This is a genomic window from Oceanospirillum sp. (assembly GCF_048265165.1).
Lineage (GTDB): Bacteria > Pseudomonadota > Gammaproteobacteria > Pseudomonadales > Halomonadaceae > Oceanospirillum.
The window spans coordinates 422,472-440,416 of record NZ_JBLXCD010000002.1; the positions used below are offsets into that span (position 1 = coordinate 422,472).

Sequence of the window (17,945 nt, forward strand, 5' to 3'; positions counted from 1 at the left end):
TGAAATAGCCATGTTGGTATCCAGCGTATGTGGATGCTTAGTGGCGACTTGGTTGCTATGGCGCGCCCGTAAGCAGGGCGACCTTCAGGCCCTGGCTAGCTTTGCCATCATGATGGCGATCTGGTGTTTTGGTCATGTCCTGTTATTTCACGGCTATGAACAAGCTGGTATTTACATCATTCTGGCAAACCCTCTGATGCCAACTTTTTTCCTGCATTTTGCGATCTGTTTTGTCAGCTCTGATGCCGAAAAAGAGCCGATGCTGGATCATTTGCATCGAGCGGTTCCCTGGATTTATGCCACCAGCGTTGCTGTAGTGCTGCAAAGTTGGTGGGTTGGCGCAGGAGATACCATCAACACTCTGGATACCCGCTCGGTCTTTATTTTTACCGATGCGGGTTCATGGAACTTAGCCTATACGGTATTGATCGGCATTTTAGCTCACGGTGTTTTGTTGTTTGGCTGGCGTCGCCATTCAGGCAATAAAAAACGCTCTATTCTCGCTATGTTTGGGGTGGGTGCCTGGGGATTATTGCTGGCCACCAGTTTTGTTTTTCCTTCCTTTGGAATCAGCTGGTTTCCCTACCCTATGCTGCTTCTGCCAACTTATTTGCTACTCTTGGTTTACGCAGTAGTGCGCTATAAAATTCTTTCAGTAAACGCCTTTGCCAACAGAGCGTTGCTCTGGGTTGCGATGATGCTAGTCATCCTCTGCCTGATTGCCGTGATCAGCGTTATATCGGGGCGAGTGGGATTACAGGCTTTGGCCGATGTACCGAGCTGGCAACTGTGGCTCTATTCACTACTGATGCTGGTGACGTCCGCCTTGATTTACCAACCCTTAAACCGGCTTATCTCACGGATTATTTACCCTGGCGCAGTATTAAATGAAGCGGTTTTAGATACTTGGTCAAGCCAACTTAAAGAGGCTCAAGACTGGCAACAGCTAATCGCCATTGGCGAACGTTCTCTTTCCTCTCAAATTAGGCAAGATGTCGATATCAAACTGGGCACCGTCGAAGAACATCCCAAGAGTCGTGAAGGTCAGGAGCTGGCGTTGCGTGTTTTTAGATCAGGCACTGGCTGGCATTTTTTACTGCTCGGCTGGGAGGATGCCAGTCCCGGAATGCGGCTAACCGCAGAGGTATTCGGGTCTTTATTTTCCACCAGTTGCGGCTTACTGGAGCACTCTTTGGCGTTGGCTGCCACAGAGCGGAAACGGCTGGATGAACAACATCTTGTTGAACTCGGCAGCCTGTCAGCCGCCATGGCTCACGAGTTACGTAACCCGCTGAATATTATCGCCATGGCCGCTTACGATACACCGCCGGAAACACGTCAGCATATTCAAACCCAGTTACAACGGGCAGATCGATTGGTCAGCGATATGCTGGTGTACTCTGGCAGCCTAGAGCTACAGATCAGCACCGCACCACTGAAAACCCTAATAGCCAGTGTTCTGGCACAGGTTCAACTGGAAGGTGTTTCCTATGAGCTGGATGTTGATGAAGCCATTGAATTAGAAGCAGACCCTCAACGACTTCAGCAAGCTTTTATCAATTTAATCGACAACGCCGTCGCTTTTTTACGCGGCCAGCCTGACGGTAAGTTGCTGATTGAAGCTCAGGTTAAGACAAAGACTGATGCAGGCATCGAAGGCCCCGCAGTCGTGATTCAGGTACACAATAACGGCCCGGAAATCGATAAAAGCTTACAGGGGGATTCACTGTTCCAGCCCTTTGTCACCAAGCGAGCCGGAGGCACCGGGCTGGGTCTGGCTATCGTGCGTCGGATTGTGGATGCCCACGGCGGCATCATTCAATGCCATACCGATACAGCCTGGCCTGTAACGTTTCAGCTTACGCTACCGCTTTTTCAATCTGATCGCCTGATTCCAGGTGGCATACGCAGCGTTAAAAACCACATCCAGGGCACAGGGAAACACTGATGGCACAGCATAAAATACTACTGGTTGATGATGAGCCTGCTTTTCGTGAACTGGCAAGCCGCTGGCTGGCTAATCAGGGGTATCACGTTAAAACCGCAGGCAGTCTAAGTGCGGCGCGAGATACGCTAATCACGTTTGATGCGGATCTGGTTTTACTCGATCTGTCTATGCCGCCGCATTTTGCCCCTCAAACTACCTTAGCTGCTATGGCTGATTTTGAGGGTCGTCCTGTGATTATTATTACCGGCCATGCTGATCGTGATTTAGCGCTACAGGCCGTGGCCCTTGGTGCTTGGGACTTTATCGCCAAACCCATTGACCCGGATATGCTGGCGGTTGTTGTACGTCGGGCTATTACCAAAACCACATTAGAGCGGGAACTAAATCAGCTCAAACAGGCGAGGGAACAACCCAAGGGCGCTGCGTCTTACATAGGCCATTCCGCCAGCGCCCAGCAAATACGCGCACTGATCGAACGTATTGCTCCCACCGATGTTCGTGTTTTGGTTACTGGCCCCTCAGGAACAGGTAAAGAGGTGATTTCAAGAGGGCTGCATGACCTTAGTCACCGGTCAGAGAAGCCGTTTATTTCTGTACACTGCGGCGCCATCCCGGAAGATCTACTGGAAAGCGAATTATTCGGCTATAGCAAAGGCGCATTTACCGGTGCCGATAAAGATAAGGCAGGCCTATTATCACTATCTGATGGCGGCACCCTGTTTCTCGATGAAATTGGCGAGATGCCCCTGGCGATGCAGGTAAAACTCTTACGTGTATTACAGGAAGGAACATTTTTTCCCGTTGGTGGCCGCGAACAGCAACATATTGATGTACGGGTTATTTCCGCAACAAATGCGGATCTGCGAGAAAAAGTAAGAGACGGTAGCTTCCGGGAAGATTTGTACTACCGCATTAAGGGCGTCAACATTGAAACGCAACCCCTTGCGGAGCGATTAGAAGATGTTCCTGTTCTACTGCAAGCCTTCCTATCTCTTTTGCAAAACAAGCAGGCCAGGCAAGATAAACAAGCTAAGCAGCCACCATCAAATCAACTGCAACTTAGCCCTGAAGCGATGCAATGGTTTCGTGCCCAAACATGGCCGGGTAATGTACGGGAGCTGAAAAATACTCTCGAAAGTGTTGCGTCTATTTGCTCTGAAGGAAGAATCACACTGGAGGATATTCAGCTGTTATACCCGCATATTGGGCAAGCAACGGAACCATCACCAATATCCGACACGCCCCTTTCATCAGTCACGCTGGATGAGCAGGTCAAAGATCTTGAGATTCGCCTTATTCATCAAGCCTTAGAAAAAAGCCAAGGCAATCGAACCCAAACCGCGAAACAATTAGGTATTTCACGACAAGGACTGATTAAGAAAATAGAACGCTATGGATTATAAGCTGGCCAGAAAAGGGGGGTTACAGGCCGGACGGGCTACAGATCAAACTCAACGCCGGCACTTAACTGAGCGGCATCCGCTTTGAGTTGCGTATAGTCAAGGGTGAGAACGAGGGAGTTTGTCATCTTTAATGTGATGCCGCCGCCATAGGACTCACCTGAAAATGAGAAGCGCTCTTTAGCAGAGTCCTCGCTAAGTTCATCAAAACTGTAATCCACCTGAACATAACCATACTTCAGGTTAACATCAACCCAGCTGCCCATTGGTCTTATGAACATTAAATAAGCACCGGACGTCGTATATTTAATATCGTGGGGGTAGGGTTTGTTATCATCACCCTTTTTAACCGTACCTCGAAAAGCCTTCGCGTCGGAATACTCAAACTGAAAGGCCCATAACGAGCTCATCCGATAACCCAACGTGTAAATTAAAGGTCTGGCTCTTTCCGCTTCCATGCCATCCATCAATAACGCACCGCCAAAAACCCCAAGATAACCGTGAGCTGTGGCGGCAAAAACTCCCTTTGGCACAAGCATCAGTGCAAAAGCAAAAAGGACAACCCTCAACAAATCAGAACCCTCTAAGAATAGTCCTTTTAATTGGCAAGAATTATCGCATAGATTAATTTAAGCGTCTGTGATGCTGTGTAACGAGATGTTCTTCAACCGGGCTGCTGTCAGTCAAGTAACAAGCCACAATGCTCAGCCAAGTAACAGGCTATCATCGCTGAGTTCTTCCCCCTTTGTTTTGGAAAATAATGCCAGCAAATCAGGAACATCAAGCCCTTCCCGATCCCGGCCTTCTACATCAAACGCAATATTGCCTTCATGCAGCATCAGTGTACGATCACCAACATCTAACGCTTGGCGCATTGAGTGCGTCACCATCAATGCGGTTAGATTCTGCTCTTCGATAATATTTTTCGTCAGCTCCAGCACAAAAGCCGCAGTTTTCGGATCAAGCGCCGCAGTATGCTCATCCAGTAACAGGATCTTCATCGGCTGCAGGGTTGCCATTAACAGGCTAACGGCCTGTCGCTGCCCACCGGAAAGCAGTCCCATACGATCACCCAGGCGCTTTTCCAGTCCGAGTCCCAAACGAGCCAGACGTTCCTTAAATATCTCCTGATACTCATGACGAATGGAGCGATTTAAGCCGCGTCCATGACCTCGTTTTAGCGCCAGCGCCATATTCTCTTCAATGGTCAGTGCTTCACAGGTGCCCGCCAGAGGGTCCTGAAATACCCGCGCCACTAAACCCGCACGCTTGTTGGTTGGCCAACGAGTAACCTCCTGATCATCAATCAGAATTCTGCCGTGGTCCGCTAACACTTCACCCGCAAGAGCATTCAGGAAAGTGGACTTACCGGCCCCATTACTGCCGATCACAGTCACAAACTGGCCTTCTGGAATCGTCAGGTTCAGCCCCCGCAGAGCCCTGTTTTCTAACGGTGTACCAGCACCGAATGTCACCTCAAGCTGATCAACCTGAATCATGCCCGACCTCCTTTACGCTTAAGCAGTTTCATACGAGGCATAACAATGGCCAGCGTAACCAGCACCGCAGTAATCAGATTCAGATCCTGAGCCTTCAGGCCGATCCAATCCGCATTCAGCGCCACCGCAATAGCAAGCCGGTAAAGGATCGCGCCAATCAGACAGGCAAAAATCCAGCGAGCAATGGTACGGGTGGATAAAATCGCCTCACCTCCGATCACCGCTGCCAGACCGATGACAATGGTTCCCACTCCCATGGTGACATCCGCAGTACCCTGACTCTGGGCAAACAGAGCGCCAGCCAGACCCACCATGCCATTGGCAAGGGCAACCCCCAGAATCGTCAGGCGTCCGGTATGCACACCGTTAGCCCGCGCCATCTTGTCATTAACACCCGTTGCCCGCATCGCCAGCCCCAGTTCCGAGGTCATAAAGCGAACAAACAGCAAATAAACCACCAGGACAAAACCACTGAGAATAATAGGGTTGATCAGATAGAAAGGGATATTCCAATTCTCAAACGGCGTAAAAACCGTCTCATCCCCCAGCAGGGCGACATTTGGCTTTCCCATAATCCGGAGGTTAATAGAATACAGCGCGATCATCGTCAGAATTGACGCCAGCAGGTTAAGAATCTGTAGACGAACATTCAACCAAGCCGTAACAACACCAGCTAAACAACCTGCAACCATTGCCATCGCCGTTGCCAACCAAGGGTTCCAACCGGTTACAATCAGGGTTGCAGCAACCGCAGCACCCAATGGGAAACTGCCATCAACAGTAAGGTCCGGAAAATCCAACACACGAAAGGCGATAAAGACGCCAAAAGCCACCAAACCAAATAAAAGGCCGGACTCCACAGCGCCGAAAAAGGCAATTGAACTCACGATGATTCCGTTTAGAGATTAGGGCTCAAAAGAGCGGTTTATATAGCGCAGCAGACAGCGCTCATTAAATGAAACAAGCTTTTTAACGAGAAAAAGCGGCCGTTGGCCGCTTCGCTTATTTTATACCTTCAGCCTTTATTGAATCACTTTTTTGGCTTCAGCGATCAATGCCTTCGGCAGAGTCACACCCATACGTTCAGCCGCTGCAGGATTAATCACCAGATCCATTGTATGCACTCCCTCTACAGGAATGTTCTTAGGTGATTCTCCCTTCAGAATACGTTCAACGATCACACCGGTCTGACGCCCCACCTGATAGTAATCAAAACCTACCGCAGCAACCGCACCACGGCTTACGGAATCAGTATCACCGGTAATCACAGGAATATTGGACTGTTCCGCCACTTTCAGAACCGCTTCCAGTGCAGAGATAACGGTGTTATCAATGGGCAGATAGATCACATCCACTTTACCCACCAAGGAACGGGCTGATGCCAGCACATCGGAAGACTTAGTCGCAGCCGCCTCAACCACACTCATACCCTGCTTAGGCGCAGCTTCGTGCACCATCTCAACAGAGCTTACCGAGTTTGCTTCACCGGGATTAAAAATAACACCCACTTTTTCAGCACCCGGAACAACTCTTTTGACCAGCTCCATATGCTTGTCCATCGGCAGCATATCGGTGGTGCCCGTTACCCAGCGGGTCGGCTTATCTAAAGCTTTAACAAGCTTGGCACCCACAGGGTCTGTCACCGCAGAAAACACCACAGGGATTCCCCGCGCCGCTGAAACAGCAGTCTGAGCCGATGGTGTTGTGATCGCAACAATGACATCAGGCGCATCACCGGCAAACTTTTTCGCCACCTGAGCCGCCGTTGCCGGGCTACCCTGAGCACTTTCATAGTTCCACTTCAGGTTTTCACCCACAACATAACCACGTTCCGCCAGCTCATCTTTTACCCCCTCACGAATCGCATCCAGAGACGGATGCTCAACAATCTGGGTAATAGCAACAGAAGCATCGGCTTGCACCAGCGTACTTGTCAGGCCTGATGCCAGTAACAGGGAGCCCGCAATAAGCTTACGAAGTTTGGATTTAAACATGGTCGTCTCCAGATTGTGCAGCTGACTTTGAGCTGTCTGAAAGATTAAGGCAGTCTCACATGGCTCGTTACACCAAGCCTGCAAGCTATTTTTTTATAATAAACTCTTGAGCTTTACCGGAGGTTTCTGGCAGATCACTCGGCAAAACGGCAAAATATGGAGCATAACTATACCTTAATATCCCCTATGACCGAAAACGATGCCGGACAAAAATTCGGCCGCCTGACAAATTGCTGAGAAAATAAATGAACACCTCAACACCTTCCGTAAAGGAAGCACTGTATCTGGTGCTCCACCAGATCCCTGAAGGGCGCTTTACAACCTATGGTCGGCTGGCAAGTCTGCTTCCGGTGTCAGCCTCCGCACGCCAGGTTGCCCGCTTGCTCAGCCAGCTGCCTGAAGGAACACAGTTACCCTGGCACAGAGTTGTTAATAGCCAATTTAAAGTTTCAGAATTTGCTAAACATGATGAACAGAGTCAACGCTTGATAGCTGAAGGCATACCCCCCTCAGCCCATGGCAAACTGCCCGTTCACAAGGTCTGGCCAGACAACCCCTGAACAACGTTCAAGAAACATGTCAGGGTAAAGGGTGAAACTTTTTGCCAGCACACAAGCAAAAGTGAGCCAGATTCATTGATAAATGAGGAAATCTTGAACAGAAATTACAAAGGGTTGTGTTACCATGTTGCCCCTGTTGTTGGGATAAGTAACAAAACTCCCTGTTACCCCTGCGAAACGCAACAACAATCCTGTGCAGGCTCCTGCTGCACTATAAGTTGACCCGCAACAGAAGTTCGCTACAGCTTATTTCAGACCGGCGACCTGCCGTGACCGTTAGAGGGTTCCAGCACCATGGCTACTACGTCTCTTGACAAGAGCAAAATCAAAATTCTTCTTCTGGAAGGTGTACACCAATCTGCCGTTGATAACTTCAAGGCAGCAGGCTACACCAATATTGAGTATCACGCAGCTTCACTTCCGGAAGAGCAGCTTAAAGAGTCGATCAAAGACGCCCACTTTGTCGGCATACGTTCCCGTACTCAATTAACCGAACAGGTTTTTGATGCGGCAGAAAAACTGGTTGCGGTAGGCTGCTTCTGCATCGGCACCAACCAGGTTGATCTTAAAGCTGCGATGATTCGTGGCATTGCGGTATTCAACGCACCTTACTCCAACACCCGATCCGTTGCAGAACTTGTTCTTGCCGAGTCCATCATGCTGTTGCGTGGTGTACCGGAGAAAAGCGCCGTTTGTCACCGGGGCGGCTGGCTGAAGTCCGCGAAAAACTCTTTTGAGATTCGCGGAAAAACACTGGGTATTGTCGGCTACGGCAGCATCGGCTCTCAGCTGTCGGTTCTGGCGGAATCTCTGGGTATGAAAGTGATCTACTTTGATGTAATCACCAAACTGCCACTGGGTAACGCAGAACAGGTTGGCAGCATGAAAGAGCTGCTGAGCACAGCTGATATCGTATCCCTGCATGTCCCCGAAACCGAAGCAACCAAATGGATGATGGGCCCTGAGCAATTTGCTGAAATGAAGCAAGGCTCCATCTTTATCAACGCAGCACGCGGTACCGTTGTTGATATCGATGCCCTGGCAGACGTGGTGCGTAGCGGAAAACTACTGGGTGCAGCTATTGACGTTTTCCCGGTTGAACCACGCTCTAATAATGAAGAATTTGTTTCACCGCTGCGTGAGTTCGACAACGTCATTCTGACCCCGCATGTAGGCGGCTCCACGATGGAAGCGCAAGAAAACATCGGTGTCGAAGTTTCAGAAAAACTGATCAAGTACAGCGATAACGGTACCACTACCAGTGCGGTTAACTTCCCGGAAGTGGCTCTGCCATCGCACCCCGGCAAACACCGTTTACTGCACCTGCATGAGAACGTGCCCGGCGTTCTGTCTGAGATCAACAAGGTGCTGTCTGACAACGGCATCAACATCTCCGGCCAGTTCCTGCAGACCAACGAAAAAGTGGGTTATGTGGTTGTTGACGTTGAAAAAGAGTACAGCCCGCAGGCTCTGAACGCACTTCGCACAGTAAGCCATACCATTCGTGCACGGGTACTGTTCTGATAAAGAGCAACCCAGTGCCTGTAGATTAGTCATCTACCAGGCCACGACACGTCTTAAGGCCCGACAGGCACACCCAACAGGTGGATCTGTCGGGCTTTTTCAGGTCTCTGTTTTATATTCTGCAGCCTATTTTTTTGCTAATCTGATTTTTCTGAAGCGTTACAAAACCCAGAACTGTAAAAAGCGTTTGCAGGACCGGAAAACGTCACCTGGCCGATATTGTTATCAAAGGATCTGGAAAAATGAACAAAACATCTTGGTTAAAACTATCTGCGCTTTCATTGGCTTTAGGCCTTGCGGCCTGTAGCAGCACACCTGAAAAAGCAGGCTCTTCAGCATATCCCGACTGGATCGATCAGCCCGTTGTTGCTGACGGCATTGCAGAAAGTGCCTGTGTCAGCTCCAGCGGCAACATGACACTGGATAAAAAACGCGCTACCGCCAATGCCCGTGCCATGATTGCTCAGTCCATAGAGACCCGAATTAAAGCGATGGATAAAACCTATCAGCGTGTCACTGAGAGTGAGCAGGAGATGACGTCAGGCTCAACCTTTGAGAGCGTCTCCAAACAGGTAACAGAGCAAAGCCTGAACGGCACAAAAGTTGTTGAAAGCGGCTATTTCAGAATTAATGAGAAAAATCAGTACTGCGTGATGGTTGGCTTTGGTCAACAGGAAACCAAAGCAGTATTCGACAACGCTATGAAAGCAGCAAAAACCGAGATGAGCCCAACATCTGAGCGAGCGATGTACGAAGAGTTCCGCGCCTATAAAGCTCAGCAGGAATTGGAAGAGTCACTGCGCTAAAAAGTACAGTCCCACCGATCCTGAACCTGTTTCAGGGTGGTCAAAAACGGGCTGTCGGCGACTGACAGCCCGTTGTGCCTTATTTCTGCCAGCAACCCAGCTTATCAATACTCCACTTTCAGGCTTACCATGACAACGCACTGCCCAGACCCTTGCCCCCTGTGTTCCGGTTACAACATTCAGCACTACAGTCAGGATAAAAAGCGGAACTACTGGCAGTGTCAGACCTGTGATCTTGTCTTTGTGGATAAGTCTCAGCAACTAAACCATGACGATGAAAAAGCGGTTTACCAGCAACACGAGAACAGCCCTCAAGACGCAGGTTATCGCAAATTTCTCAGTCGTATGTCCCAACCCATGCTTGAGCGTATCTTACCGGGTAGCCATGGCTTAGATTTTGGCTGTGGGCCTGGCCCAACCCTTTCACTGATGTTTGAAGAAACAGGGCACAGAATGACAATTTATGACCCCTATTTTGCCAACAACCCTGAAGCGCTAAAGCAATCTTATGACTTTATCACCAGCACAGAGGTGTTTGAGCACCTGTCGGCACCAAAACAGGTACTGGAACAGCTGATTCCAATGCTGAAGCCCAGCGGCTGGATGGGATTAATGACCAAAAGAGTTATCGATCAGGATGCGTTCAAAAGCTGGCACTATAAAAATGACCCGACCCATATCACCTTTTTTAGTGAACAAACATTCCACTGGATCGCGCAACATTACCTTCTGGAACTGACACTTGTTGACCAGGATGTGGTTCTGCTGCAGAAGCCTGCTTAGTACCTGAAAAAACGCTCATCAGCAGTCTATGTCCGGGGCATTAGCGGACACGAATGGCTATGGTCGCCTTACCGTCAGCCTTTGCTGTCATCAAAGCGACACAGTGCCGTCAGCTTTCTGTCATTTTATCTGCTTAATGTGGCCACAAAGCATCTGTAAAGGACAGGCCTGTGGTTAATAGCGAGCATACAGTCGGAATTGAAACATCAACCGATGCTGAAAAAGCGGTCAATATCGAGCGCATTGTCAGCGAAAAGTTTCCTGCCATTTCACGCAGGAACCCCTTGATTAAAAACGGTCTGTTTCGCTTTCTGCGCTGGCTATCCCGGGAGCAGGAGATCAACCGTTTTATGCAACGGTATCAGGATGTCAGTGCCCCGGAGTTTGTCGACCATGTGCTCGATTATTTCGATTTCAGCCTGTCAATTAATGAGAATGAGCGAGAAAATATCCCCACTGAAGGTCGTGTCGTTATCGTAGCCAATCACCCCATCGGCACTCTGGATGGGCTCGCTCTTCTGAAGCTGGTACGTAGTGTACGCCCGGATGTTCGCATTGTTGCCAATGATATTCTGATGCAATTCACGCCGCTGCAACCGCTGCTTCTGCCTGTGGATAACATGAGCCAAACGGGCTACAAAGAAAGTACCGTACGCATCGTCAATGCCCTGAAAAACGATGAAGCCGTTATTATCTTCCCCGCCGGAGAGGTTTCACGGGCAGGCCCCGCAGGTATTAAGGATGGTCGCTGGCAGAGTGGGTTTCTGCATTTTGCTCGCAAAACCAACAGCCCAATTCTGCCGATTCATCTGGGTGGCCGGAATTCATCACTTTTCTATAGCCTGTCATCTCTGGCCAAACCTATTGGTACACTGATGCTGATGCGGGAAATGTTTAAACAGCATAAGGTGACCCTTCCGGTACGCATTGGTCAGCTAATTCCCTTGTCTCAGCTGGATATCAACGCTCTATCCAATCGTGACAAAATTAAACTGCTGAAAAAACATGTCTACCGATTGGCGAAAAACCGCAAACCTTTTTTCCAGACAGAGAAATCTATCGCCCACCCGGAAGATCGCCGAATCCTGCGACGGGAGCTGAAGCAATCTCAGTTACTCGGTGAAACTAAAGATGGTAAACAGATCTATCTGTTTGATAGTTTCCGGGATTCCGTTGTTATGAAAGAACTGGGAAGGCTTCGGGAGATCTCTTTCCGGCGGGTTGGTGAAGGTAGCGGAGAGAAGCGTGACCTGGATAAATACGATCACTATTACCGGCACCTTATTCTCTGGGATGAAGACGAGCTGGAAATTGTCGGCGCTTATCGTATTGCAGAGGCGGGCCGCATTATTGATAACGAAGGGTTAGATGCTCTTTATTGCAGCACCCTGTTTTCGCTATCAACGGAGCTGACACCCAAACTACAGCAAGGTATTGAACTGGGCCGAAGCTTTGTTCAACCCAAATACTGGGGCAAGCGTAGCCTGGATTATCTCTGGTTTGGTATTGGTGCCTATCTGCGCCACCACCCGGAAGTAAAGTATATGTTTGGGCCGGTGAGCCTGAGCAACAGCTACCCTCAGGCGGCCAAGGACCTGATTGTGCATTACTACAGTCATTACTATGGAGCAAAGCACCCTCTGGCCCATGCCAACGCACCCTACTTGTTGAGCACAGCCGAGAAAAAGCAGATATCTGCGCTATTCACTGGCAATAATGCACAGGAAGACTTTCAGGTACTGAGGGAGCAGCTTGATCATCTCGGTGTTACCGTACCCACGCTTTATAAGCAGTACACGGAGCTATGTGAACCAGGTGGTATCGAGTTTCTCGATTTCAGTGTGGATGCCGACTTTGGTTACTGTATTGATGGTCTGATTCTGGTGGAAATAGATAAAGTCAAAGAGCGTAAGCGTGACCGTTATATCAGCACAGGGCTGAATAAAAAAGCAGTCCCGGAGGCCGCTGACTATTAATGCGGCTAAACCAGAGAGGATCCTGTGCTGTGAACTCGGAGAATCGCCATTTATTCTTCGCACATGCACAAATTATCCGCCATAATACCCCCGAAAAAAACGGTGTTATCTACATATCGTTAAGCTCACTTACAGCTCAGACAAGGTTCTGCATAATCAGCAGTAAAATGGAGTAAGAAAAATGTCGCTATCCCTGGAAGGTAAAAAAGGAATTGTTGTTGGTGTCGCCAATGAAAACAGCATTGCATTTGGCTGCGCTAAAGCACTGCATGAAGCTGGCGCCGAAATCGCGATGACCTACCAGAATGAAAAAGCCCGGCCCTATGTGGAGCCCTTGGCAAAAGCCGTCAATGCCAAAATCTTTGTCCCCTGCAATGTGGTTAGACAAAACGAGTTGGAGCAACTCTTTAAAGCAGCGGAAGAAACCTGGGGTAAGATTGACTTTGTGATCCACTCTATCGCCTGGTCACCTATTGATGAGCTGCATGGGCGGGTGGTGGACTCAACGCCTGAAGGCTTCAGTAAAGCGATGGATATCTCTTGCCATTCATTTATCCGTATGGCCAAGCTGGCTGAGCCTCTGATGAAAGACGGCGGCTCCATGATCACCATGAGCTACTATGGCGCAGAGAAAGTGGTTGATCACTACAATATGATGGGGCCGATTAAAGCCGCGCTGGAAAGCTCAGTACGCTATCTGGCAGCAGAACTTGGCGAGCACAACATCCGTGTGAATTGCGTGTCGCCGGGCCCCATGATGACAAGGGCAGCCTCCGGTATCGATCAGTTTAATAAGTTGGTTGAAAGCGCCGAAACCCAGTCACCACTGCAACGGTTAGGTACAACCGAAGAGGTTGGTAATATGGCGGCATTCCTGATTAGCCCACTCTCATCTGCCATCACCGGTGGCGTGCATTATGTCGATGCTGGCCATCACATTATGGCGTAACGGTAAACAGCAACGAAAATCAAAAAAACCGCTGCAACATCATGTTGCAGCGGCTTCTGTTGACGATTGAGCCATGTAGTTAGTCGATATTAATATTCATAAACCCGGCTACCGCCTTCTTTCTGGGCTCTCAGTAAAGCCCGCTCTGCTTCGCTGTAAAGCAGCTCATAACTTTTCCCTCCACCCAGCATACTACTTAAGCCCAAACTGACATCCAATACATCCCCCAGCTCTGCTTTAAGCTCCTGATGAAGCAACATCGCCAGTCTCATACCCTCTGCTGAATCGGTGTAACTGAACCAGTAAGCAAAGCCTTTATCTGCAAGATAGCAGGCATGAAGATCATCCGGCAATACATGACGCAGAACACCAACAGCAAGCGCAACCTGATCAGGCTCCAGCACGCCAACCTTGGACTCAAGGCCAATAACCGCAAAAATATGAGGTGTATTATCATTTAGTGTTGGCAGGCTTTCGCGTACTTTCAATTCAAAAGCCTGCTGACTAAGCAGGCCTGTTACCGGGTCCTGCTCCGCCATCTCCTTGAGGGACTCGTGGGCCAGTTCCAAAGCTTCTGCCTGAATACAGATCTGGTTCACCATTTCGCACACGCTATCCAGCGTCAACGTACCAGTATTGTCTGGAGAACGGATAACGGTTTTTGGCTGCATTCTCTTTACCGCTGCCAGAAAGCGCCGCCCATCCCGGTTCACCTGAACCGCCATCTCCTCCAGAGAAGCTGCTAGGTCATTATATGATCCGGAGATATCGGCAACTTCCTTCCCTCCGTCAAGGGATAAGCGCCGTCTGAGATCACCACGGCCTTCCGACAACTCCCGCATAGAGTAAACCAGTTTCCGAATCTGAAGATTCACACTGTGAACAAAATACATCATGATCACGCCAATAGAGATGGTCACCAATATCAGATTGATCAGGCTGGAGCTCTGAATATCCCGCACCTCACCCCTAAGAGCCACCAGATTCAAACCACTTCCCAGCGTCCAGCCCCAAGGTTCAAAATAATCGGCATAACTGGTTTTAGGCAGAAGTACACTTTTGTCATCTGAGTCAGGCCATTGATAATCAACAAAACCTCCCCCACTTGCTGCCACGTCATAGAGATTGCGAACCAGAGGCAAGCCAGTAGGATCCTGCATTCCCATAATATTAGTACCCACCAGCTCTTTCATACCGTTACTGATGGCTGTGCCTGACTCATCACCCATAAAGATATAGTTATCGCCATCATAACGAATCGCTGAGACCGCCTCTAAAGCCAGTGCCTTAGCCTCTTCTTCGGTCAGTTCACCGGCCACCTGACGGTTGTAATAATGCTGTAAAATACTTCTGGCGATATCCACCACGCCTTCAACGTTCCCTTCATAACAGCTCTGGATCGCATGGCGGCTATTAGTTGTCTCCAGATAGGAATTCACCAGCATCCCACTGGCAAACAAACCTAGAATCAGCCAGACGCGAGTTGAAATGGATGTACGCTTCATGTAGCAGAATCTCCGTTGCCGTCTTAGCTCTTACTGCGCGATAGATATCTTTTATAAGTAATTTCCTCCAAGACTAATCTATCTGTTACGTTATTCAAACCGCACCTTGTTTTTATCACTAATAAGATGTCCTGTTTTTAGGCCTTATAAAAGAGAATATAGCAAAAGCTTTGCGGCAACCGATATGGAACTCTAAAATAGCGCCATTGTGTACACCAAGGAAATCCGATGGCTAAAAAGAACTACCCTGAAAGCTTCTGGCATCCAAGATACTGGCCAACCTGGACAGGGTTCTTTTTTATCTGGCTGGCTGCATTTATGCCCTGGCCTGTCAAAAGAGGATTAGGTCGCCTGTTAGGATATTTGCTTTGGTTTCTTGCGAAACGCCGCAGGCATATCACCGAAGTTAATATTGCTCTCTGCTTTCCTGAGCTGACCTCTTCTGAACAGAAGCAGCGGGTAAAAGATATTTTTATCGCTAATGGGATAGGTCTTCTGGAAACCGCTACCGCATGGTTCAGGGATCCTGAGTACCTGCGCCCCAGCACACAGTTAAAGGGCGGTGAACACCTGCAGAATGCTCTGGCCCAAGGTAAAGGAGCCATCATTATTGGCATCCATTTCAGCACACTGGACTTAGCCGGTGCCATCAACAAACTCGGCTTTGATATTGATGCCTTTTACCGGAAGCACAGCAACCCGGTTTTTGAATGGATTATGACTCGATCCCGTAAGCGCATCTACGGCGCAGCAATCGACCGTCATGACCTGAAAGGTGCCCTGAAGCGAATTAAAAGCGGCCGCGCCATCTGGTATTCACCGGATCAGGATTTTGGCCGAAAAGTCAGCGTCTTTGCCCCCTTCTTTGGTATCGAAGCAGCCTCTATCAAGATGACGGCCAGGCTGGCAAAAATGACCGGCTGCGCGGTTGTACCTCTTGCGGTTCGCCGCCTGAAAGACAATAGCTACGAACTGGAGTACTTCCCGGCTCTGGATAACTTCCCATCCGGTGATGATATTGCTGACGCCACCCGCATCAACCGTATCATTGAAGGAATTATACGCCAGCACCCGGAACAATATATGTGGATGCACCGTCGCTTTAAAACACGTCCGGAAGGTGAAAAAAGCTTTTATTAGACGATCTTCGTTATCTCTCTCCCGCTGATGTATCATTGACCTATTCGGGTCTTTTCAGGCCCACATTTGCCCATTGCTACTTATCAAAATTACTACCAGGAGCATTTTGCTGCTATGGCACAGTTTGTTTACACCATGAACCGCGTGGGAAAAGTTGTCCCACCGAAACGAGAGATTCTGAAAGATATCTCTCTTTCCTTCTTCCCCGGTGCAAAAATCGGTGTTCTGGGTCTTAACGGTGCAGGTAAATCTACCCTACTGCGCATTATGGCCGGCGTGGATACCGAGTATAACGGTGAGGCCCGAGCTCAACCCGGTATCAATGTGGGTTATCTGCCACAGGAACCTGAGCTGGATAACAGCAAGAATGTCCGTGAAGTGGTTGAAGAAGCCCTGTCTGAGATCAAAGATGCTCAGGTACAATTGGATGCCGTTTATGCGGCTTACGCTGAGCCGGATGCTGATTTTGACAAACTGGCAGCTGAGCAGGCCCGTCTCGAGAACATCATTGAAGCTTCTGACGCTCACAACCTTGAGCGTAAACTGGAAGTAGCGGCTGAAGCACTGCGTCTGCCGGATTGGGAAGCTAATGTTGCCAACCTGTCCGGTGGTGAACGCCGTCGTGTTGCACTCTGCCGACTGCTGCTATCCAGCCCGGATATGCTGCTACTGGACGAACCCACCAACCACCTGGATGCGGAATCTGTTGCCTGGCTGGAGCGCTTCCTGCATGAGTATTCAGGTACTGTCGTAGCCATTACCCACGACCGTTACTTCCTCGATAACGTAGCCGGTTGGATTCTGGAGCTGGACCGCGGCCATGGTATTCCGTGGGAAGGCAACTACTCCAGTTGGCTGGAACAGAAAGAAGCCCGACTAGAGCAGGAAGCCAAACAGGAAGTATCCCGTCAGAAGTCGATGAAATCGGAACTGGAGTGGGTACGATCCAACGCTAAAGGACGTCACGCCAAAAGCAAAGCCCGTCTGGCACGCTTTGAAGAGATGCAGTCTCAGGAATTCCAGAGCCGCAACGAAACCAACGAGATCTACATTCCACCCGGACCACGCTTGGGTGACAAAGTGGTTAACTTTGAAGGCGTTACCAAAGCTTTCGGCGATAAACTCCTGATTGATGACCTGAGTTTCAGCGTACCCCAAGGTGCCATTGTCGGTATCGTTGGTGGTAACGGTGCCGGTAAATCGACACTGTTCAAAATGATCGCCGGAGAAGAACAACCGGACTCAGGTACTGTTGAGATCGGTGAAACCGTCAAACTGGCCTTTGTAAACCAGAGCCGTGAAAACCTAGATGGCTCAAAAACGGTTTGGGAAGCGCTGTCTGACGGACAGGATATCCTGACCATCGGTAGCTATCAGGTGCCATCCCGCGCCTATGCCGGTCGCTTTAACTTCAAAGGCAATGATCAGCAGAAGTTTGTAAAAGACTTATCCGGTGGTGAGCGTGGCCGCCTTCACTTGGCACAAACCCTGAAACAAGGTGCCAACGTACTGTTACTCGATGAGCCATCCAACGATCTGGATATCGAAACACTACGTGCATTGGAAGAAGCCCTGCTCAACTTCCCGGGCTGTGCCTTTGTGATCTCCCACGACCGCTGGTTCCTGGACCGTATCGCCACCCACATTCTGGCCTACGAAGGTGAATCCAAAGTGGAATTCTTCACCGGTAACTACACCGAGTACGAAGCGGACTATCACAAGCGAGTGGGTACTGACGTACCTAAGCGTGTGAAATATAAGCGTATTGATGCGTAAGAAAGCCAAGCGCATCGACGCTTAACCATCACCAAGTAAGAAACAAGAAGCCCCGACTGGCTGATGGCCAGCGGGGCTTCTTTGG

At 49.5% G+C, this 17,945-nt stretch carries 15 protein-coding genes; 10 read left to right on the plus strand and 5 right to left on the minus strand.

What is annotated here, in order from left to right; translation table 11 throughout:
* Positions 1-10 precede the first annotated feature (10 nt).
* Both ACN0R8_RS05495 and ACN0R8_RS05500 read left to right on the plus strand, forming a co-directional pair.
* On the plus strand, positions 11-1,948 hold the full coding sequence (locus ACN0R8_RS05495; RefSeq protein ID WP_417596368.1) for an ATP-binding protein: 1,938 nt from the start codon (positions 11-13) through the stop codon (positions 1,946-1,948).
* Positions 1,948-3,351 (plus strand): sigma-54-dependent transcriptional regulator, encoded by a 1,404-nt coding sequence (locus tag ACN0R8_RS05500; protein ID WP_417595861.1) that lies wholly within the window; start codon positions 1,948-1,950, stop codon positions 3,349-3,351. The genes ACN0R8_RS05495 and ACN0R8_RS05500 overlap by 1 nt, the downstream gene beginning before the upstream one ends.
* 35 nt (positions 3,352-3,386) lie before the next feature.
* Here ACN0R8_RS05500 and ACN0R8_RS05505 read toward each other — a convergent pair whose 3' ends face one another.
* The 4 genes from ACN0R8_RS05505 to ACN0R8_RS05520 form a co-directional block, all read right to left on the minus strand.
* Complete coding sequence (locus tag ACN0R8_RS05505) at positions 3,387-3,920, minus strand: hypothetical protein (protein WP_417595863.1); 534 nt, start codon at positions 3,918-3,920, stop codon at positions 3,387-3,389.
* 132 nt (positions 3,921-4,052) lie between these two features.
* Positions 4,053-4,847 (minus strand): ABC transporter ATP-binding protein, encoded by a 795-nt coding sequence (locus ACN0R8_RS05510; protein WP_417595865.1) that lies wholly within the window; start codon positions 4,845-4,847, stop codon positions 4,053-4,055.
* Complete coding sequence (locus tag ACN0R8_RS05515; RefSeq protein WP_417595867.1) at positions 4,844-5,734, minus strand: ABC transporter permease; 891 nt, start codon at positions 5,732-5,734, stop codon at positions 4,844-4,846. Before ACN0R8_RS05515 ends, ACN0R8_RS05510 begins: the two co-directional genes overlap by 4 nt.
* Before the next feature lie 135 nt (positions 5,735-5,869).
* A complete protein-coding gene (locus ACN0R8_RS05520) occupies positions 5,870-6,841 on the minus strand; it encodes an ABC transporter substrate-binding protein (protein ID WP_417595869.1) in 972 nt (323 codons plus the stop codon).
* Between the two features lie 245 nt (positions 6,842-7,086).
* On the opposite strand from ACN0R8_RS05520, the gene ACN0R8_RS05525 reads away from it, so the two are divergent.
* The 6 genes from ACN0R8_RS05525 to fabI all read left to right on the plus strand — a co-directional run bounded on the left by ACN0R8_RS05525 (position 7,087) and on the right by fabI (position 13,439).
* The gene (locus ACN0R8_RS05525; protein WP_417595871.1) at positions 7,087-7,401 is read left to right on the plus strand and encodes an MGMT family protein; all 315 of its coding nucleotides are present in this window, start codon (positions 7,087-7,089) and stop codon (positions 7,399-7,401) included.
* 294 nt (positions 7,402-7,695) lie between these two features.
* The gene (gene serA / locus ACN0R8_RS05530; protein ID WP_417595873.1) at positions 7,696-8,925 is read left to right on the plus strand and encodes a phosphoglycerate dehydrogenase; all 1,230 of its coding nucleotides are present in this window, start codon (positions 7,696-7,698) and stop codon (positions 8,923-8,925) included.
* 242 nt (positions 8,926-9,167) lie between these two features.
* Positions 9,168-9,731 carry an LPP20 family lipoprotein gene (locus tag ACN0R8_RS05535; protein WP_417595875.1) on the plus strand — a complete coding sequence of 188 codons (564 nt, stop codon included), beginning with the start codon at positions 9,168-9,170 and terminating at the stop codon, positions 9,729-9,731.
* A 129-nt stretch (positions 9,732-9,860) separates the two neighbouring features.
* Positions 9,861-10,514 carry a class I SAM-dependent methyltransferase gene (locus tag ACN0R8_RS05540; RefSeq protein ID WP_417595877.1) on the plus strand — a complete coding sequence of 218 codons (654 nt, stop codon included), beginning with the start codon at positions 9,861-9,863 and terminating at the stop codon, positions 10,512-10,514.
* A 170-nt stretch (positions 10,515-10,684) separates the two neighbouring features.
* A complete protein-coding gene (locus tag ACN0R8_RS05545) occupies positions 10,685-12,490 on the plus strand; it encodes a GNAT family N-acyltransferase (RefSeq protein WP_417595879.1) in 1,806 nt (601 codons plus the stop codon).
* 181 nt (positions 12,491-12,671) lie between these two features.
* Complete coding sequence (gene fabI, locus ACN0R8_RS05550) at positions 12,672-13,439, plus strand: enoyl-ACP reductase FabI (protein WP_417595881.1); 768 nt, start codon at positions 12,672-12,674, stop codon at positions 13,437-13,439.
* A gap of 89 nt (positions 13,440-13,528) precedes the next feature.
* Here fabI and ACN0R8_RS05555 read toward each other — a convergent pair whose 3' ends face one another.
* Positions 13,529-14,944: a cache domain-containing protein gene (locus ACN0R8_RS05555; RefSeq protein WP_417595883.1), complete on the minus strand. Its 1,416-nt coding sequence runs from the start codon at positions 14,942-14,944 to the stop codon at positions 13,529-13,531.
* 228 nt (positions 14,945-15,172) lie between these two features.
* On the opposite strand from ACN0R8_RS05555, the gene lpxL reads away from it, so the two are divergent.
* Positions 15,173-16,084 (plus strand): LpxL/LpxP family Kdo(2)-lipid IV(A) lauroyl/palmitoleoyl acyltransferase, encoded by a 912-nt coding sequence (gene lpxL, locus ACN0R8_RS05560; protein ID WP_417595885.1) that lies wholly within the window; start codon positions 15,173-15,175, stop codon positions 16,082-16,084.
* A gap of 114 nt (positions 16,085-16,198) precedes the next feature.
* Positions 16,199-17,860 (plus strand): energy-dependent translational throttle protein EttA, encoded by a 1,662-nt coding sequence (gene ettA / locus ACN0R8_RS05565; protein WP_417595887.1) that lies wholly within the window; start codon positions 16,199-16,201, stop codon positions 17,858-17,860.
* The last annotated feature ends 85 nt before the right edge of the window (positions 17,861-17,945 follow it).

Coding starts and splice junctions, on each gene's coding strand:
- ACN0R8_RS05495 (WP_417596368.1), top strand. CDS start 11: ATGTTGGTATCCAGCGTATGTGGATGCTTAGTGGCGACTTGGTTGCTA.
- ACN0R8_RS05500 (WP_417595861.1), top strand. CDS start 1,948: ATGGCACAGCATAAAATACTACTGGTTGATGATGAGCCTGCTTTTCGT.
- ACN0R8_RS05510 (WP_417595865.1), bottom strand. CDS start 4,847: ATGATTCAGGTTGATCAGCTTGAGGTGACATTCGGTGCTGGTACACCG.
- ACN0R8_RS05520 (WP_417595869.1), bottom strand. CDS start 6,841: ATGTTTAAATCCAAACTTCGTAAGCTTATTGCGGGCTCCCTGTTACTG.
- ACN0R8_RS05525 (WP_417595871.1), top strand. CDS start 7,087: ATGAACACCTCAACACCTTCCGTAAAGGAAGCACTGTATCTGGTGCTC.
- serA (WP_417595873.1), top strand. CDS start 7,696: ATGGCTACTACGTCTCTTGACAAGAGCAAAATCAAAATTCTTCTTCTG.
- ACN0R8_RS05535 (WP_417595875.1), top strand. CDS start 9,168: ATGAACAAAACATCTTGGTTAAAACTATCTGCGCTTTCATTGGCTTTA.
- ACN0R8_RS05540 (WP_417595877.1), top strand. CDS start 9,861: ATGACAACGCACTGCCCAGACCCTTGCCCCCTGTGTTCCGGTTACAAC.
- fabI (WP_417595881.1), top strand. CDS start 12,672: ATGTCGCTATCCCTGGAAGGTAAAAAAGGAATTGTTGTTGGTGTCGCC.
- ACN0R8_RS05555 (WP_417595883.1), bottom strand. CDS start 14,944: ATGAAGCGTACATCCATTTCAACTCGCGTCTGGCTGATTCTAGGTTTG.
- lpxL (WP_417595885.1), top strand. CDS start 15,173: ATGGCTAAAAAGAACTACCCTGAAAGCTTCTGGCATCCAAGATACTGG.
- ettA (WP_417595887.1), top strand. CDS start 16,199: ATGGCACAGTTTGTTTACACCATGAACCGCGTGGGAAAAGTTGTCCCA.